At 34.7% G+C, this 2662-nt stretch carries 6 protein-coding genes; 2 read left to right on the top strand and 4 right to left on the bottom strand.

Features of this window, described 5'->3' with window-relative positions:
- Positions 1 to 279 precede the first annotated feature (279 nt).
- The gene (locus JMI89_RS12180) at positions 280 to 447 is read left to right on the top strand and encodes a SymE family type I addiction module toxin (protein WP_220680161.1); all 168 of its coding nucleotides are present in this window, start codon (positions 280 to 282) and stop codon (positions 445 to 447) included.
- 41 nt (positions 448 to 488) lie between these two features.
- On the opposite strand, the gene JMI89_RS11625 is transcribed toward JMI89_RS12180, so the two are convergent.
- Both JMI89_RS11625 and JMI89_RS11620 read right to left on the bottom strand, forming a co-directional pair.
- A complete protein-coding gene (locus JMI89_RS11625; protein WP_220680160.1) occupies positions 489 to 764 on the bottom strand; it encodes a hypothetical protein in 276 nt (91 codons plus the stop codon).
- The gene (locus JMI89_RS11620; protein ID WP_220680159.1) at positions 739 to 1527 is read right to left on the bottom strand and encodes a cysteine peptidase family C39 domain-containing protein; all 789 of its coding nucleotides are present in this window, start codon (positions 1525 to 1527) and stop codon (positions 739 to 741) included. The genes JMI89_RS11625 and JMI89_RS11620 overlap by 26 nt, the downstream gene beginning before the upstream one ends.
- Here JMI89_RS11620 and JMI89_RS11615 point away from each other — a divergent pair.
- Positions 1521 to 1667, top strand: a complete 147-nt coding sequence (locus tag JMI89_RS11615) for a SymE family type I addiction module toxin (RefSeq protein ID WP_187756414.1) — start codon at positions 1521 to 1523, stop codon at positions 1665 to 1667. The two genes, JMI89_RS11620 and JMI89_RS11615, sit on opposite strands and share 7 nt — an antisense overlap.
- A 45-nt stretch (positions 1668 to 1712) precedes the next feature.
- Here JMI89_RS11615 and JMI89_RS11610 read toward each other — a convergent pair whose 3' ends face one another.
- Both JMI89_RS11610 and JMI89_RS11605 read right to left on the bottom strand, forming a co-directional pair.
- Positions 1713 to 2093, bottom strand: coding sequence for a hypothetical protein (locus tag JMI89_RS11610; RefSeq protein ID WP_187756413.1), 381 nt, complete (start codon positions 2091 to 2093; stop codon positions 1713 to 1715).
- Positions 2090 to 2662 (bottom strand): CdiA family toxin C-terminal domain-containing protein (locus JMI89_RS11605; RefSeq protein ID WP_220680158.1); only part of this gene is annotated, 573 nt, incomplete at its 5' end. The genes JMI89_RS11605 and JMI89_RS11610, both read right to left, overlap by 4 nt.

Genomic DNA, 2662 nt, shown 5'->3' with positions numbered 1-2662 from the left:
CACATTAACCACTGCTTTTTTAACATCAGTTGATAAAGATACATCGGCTTTGCTATTCCTTAGCGCGTTTATTATTAAAATGGTTGTTATGACTCTTTATACACGAATTCGGTTAGTTATAGCATGCCACTGTGTGAAGGGGCAAGAAGAAAGGTAGCTCGGCTCTGTCTGTTAGCAGTCATTCATGGGGCAATGCTTTTACCGGCATTCCATAATCTAAATGACCAAAAGCAAATAGAATTAATCTTAAAAACGTAATGATTCGCTCGTAAAAACGTTATACACGTCATTATAAACATAAATATAATACAACACGGTACAAAACCCAAACCACAACTGACCATTAAAGGCAGGCGGCTGGAGCAGATAGGGTTTTATGCCGGTCAATCGGTCATCATTAAAGTAGAGCAGGATAAGTTAATTATTGAACTTGCGATGCAGATCTAAAAAGAGATAAAAGCCCCCCGGCTGGGGGGGAGCTTTACTATTTAAAGTAGCTTAATGGGGAACATTACATCATTTCCCTTTATATAATCCCATACAATATTATATAGCTTCTTATATATTGCAGGTTCATAAGGCATTAGTGACATTAATAATTCTGATAATTCATCTGATGAACTCATTACAGGTATATCACCATCCTTCGGTATTGCCGTAAATGTTTTATGAATATTATTAATAAGCAAAAATAAACTAACAATACCATTTTCATACTTAATATTATTAAGATAAATATTATCTATTGAAGACTGCAACTTCATTCCAAGCCTCCTTAAATTCTTTTTGAGTCATCTTATAACTAGTACCTTTCCAAGGGTCATGAATTAGTACATTACCAGACTTATCAGTGCCTTTTACAACAACCCAGTGACCAACTTTATTACCTTTATCCCACATCATTGCACTCCACGAACCTGTTTTATTTAGTGCATCAAAAGCTTGCTCACCAACAAAACCACCGTCCCAATTTCCACCTTGCTTACTTAGATCTCTGGCCAGTTGTTCTGGACTTTTCAACGAAGTTCCTAGTTTTGTTTGGTCAACAAAGATATTTCTATCCTTTAATAACATTTGACCGCAGGCAGCACCACAAGACGTTGGAGTAACTTGTTTAATCACATTAGGATCTGTTATTTCATCAATCACTTTCCAGTTTCCGCCAGCACCACCTTGAGTTGGTGAACCCGTCGTTCCCTTTTCAGCATTAAATTCCTTTAGTTCAATCACATTCTTTTGATTTAAGCTGATTTTGTCAATCGATATTGTCACTTCGGTTGGTTTGATTGTCTGTCCGACTTTTACGGCAGTTGTTGTGTTCAGTTTAATCACATTTTCGGTTTGTGTTGCCATTTTGACTACCGATGAGGCTTTGCTGATTAAACCAATATCAATCAGTGTATAGGCGATTTCACCATAACCTTTAGCCAATAAGCCTGACCATTCTATCAACTCGCCACCGTGGGTCGCGGTAACCTCATTACTCCACATTGAACGCGAGCCAGCCTGGATATTATCTAATGCCACAAGGCACAAAACCCAACCCCAAACCACAACTGACCATTAAAGGCAGGTGGCTGGAGCAATTTGGTTTTTATGTGGGCTGCCCTGTTATCATTAAGATTGAACAGGGCAAGTTGATGATAGAGATTGATTTGCAAGTCTAAAAATAAATGGTTGATTTTCCCCGCTACTATGTAGGGATTTATCTCTTATTTTGAATAACGTTCTCTTAATTTATTCATATAAAATTCTATTGAATCTTTTTCATTAGGATGTGCTTCTATATAACTATCAGATATTATCTGCATAAGCTCAACAAAGTTTTGAGGTGATATTGTTGAATTTTCATAATCTCCAATCAAAAAAGATACTTCTTTAAAATCATTTGGATCATCGTAATCCTGATCTAGAACATATTCAGCTCCTTCAGAAATAACAGAACCAATTCCTTGTGATGCGTCGTAAATTAATTGTAAAAAATTCATTTTATGTTCTTTATACATTAATTTTATTAGACAATATAAATCCGCACCATTATTTTCTAGCATAGGCTTTTCAATATTTTTTATCCACTGAGTATTATCTGTCATTTAGCATTCCTTTTTGGTATTGTAATAAATGAATTTGTTATTTTTTTATTTTTAATATCATGAGTTACTCTAAACCAATAACCATCAATTTTAACATCATGTATATTTTCATTTGGATTTTTTCTAAAATAATTTTCTGCTTGTTTTGCGGCTCTATTTGACATGTCAGCAACTTTAGCATCAGATAAAATATTAGGATCATAAGTCGTTTTTGTTTGAGTTTTTTTAAACCCATCAGTTGTACCTGCATTTGGTCCATTTGCGACCTTCTTTGGAAGTTGATATTCATATTCAATTAAACCAGGAAAACGTGCATCAGTATATCTAGGTCCTACAATTTTAGCCCCTGTCATTTCAATTGATTCTAAAAATGCATCTTGATTATGAGCGCCAGAAATACCATCCTTCTTTTTATTTAATATGCCAATTTGCTTATTATGAAAAATCACATCTGAAACAAAACTATCAGATACTAATTGTTGTCCCGTCCCCTTTCCAGCATTAAATTCCTTTAGTTCAATCACATTCTTCTGATTTAAGCTGATTTTGTCAATGGATATTGTCACTTC

Origin of the sequence: Frischella sp. Ac48, from assembly GCF_019641635.1 — a bacterium.
Taxonomy (GTDB): Bacteria; Pseudomonadota; Gammaproteobacteria; order Enterobacterales; family Orbaceae; genus Frischella; species Frischella japonica.
The sequence above is the reverse complement of the archived record's forward strand: the minus strand, read 5'-3'. Positions and strand labels throughout refer to the sequence as shown.

What these genes read in the sequence shown, in the direction of transcription:
- JMI89_RS11625 (WP_220680160.1), bottom strand. Translation starts at nt 764, where the DNA reads ATGAAGTTGCAGTCTTCAATAGATAATATTTATCTTAATAATATTAAG.
- JMI89_RS11615 (WP_187756414.1), top strand. Translation starts at nt 1,521, where the DNA reads ATGCCACAAGGCACAAAACCCAACCCCAAACCACAACTGACCATTAAA.
- JMI89_RS11610 (WP_187756413.1), bottom strand. Translation starts at nt 2,093, where the DNA reads ATGACAGATAATACTCAGTGGATAAAAAATATTGAAAAGCCTATGCTA.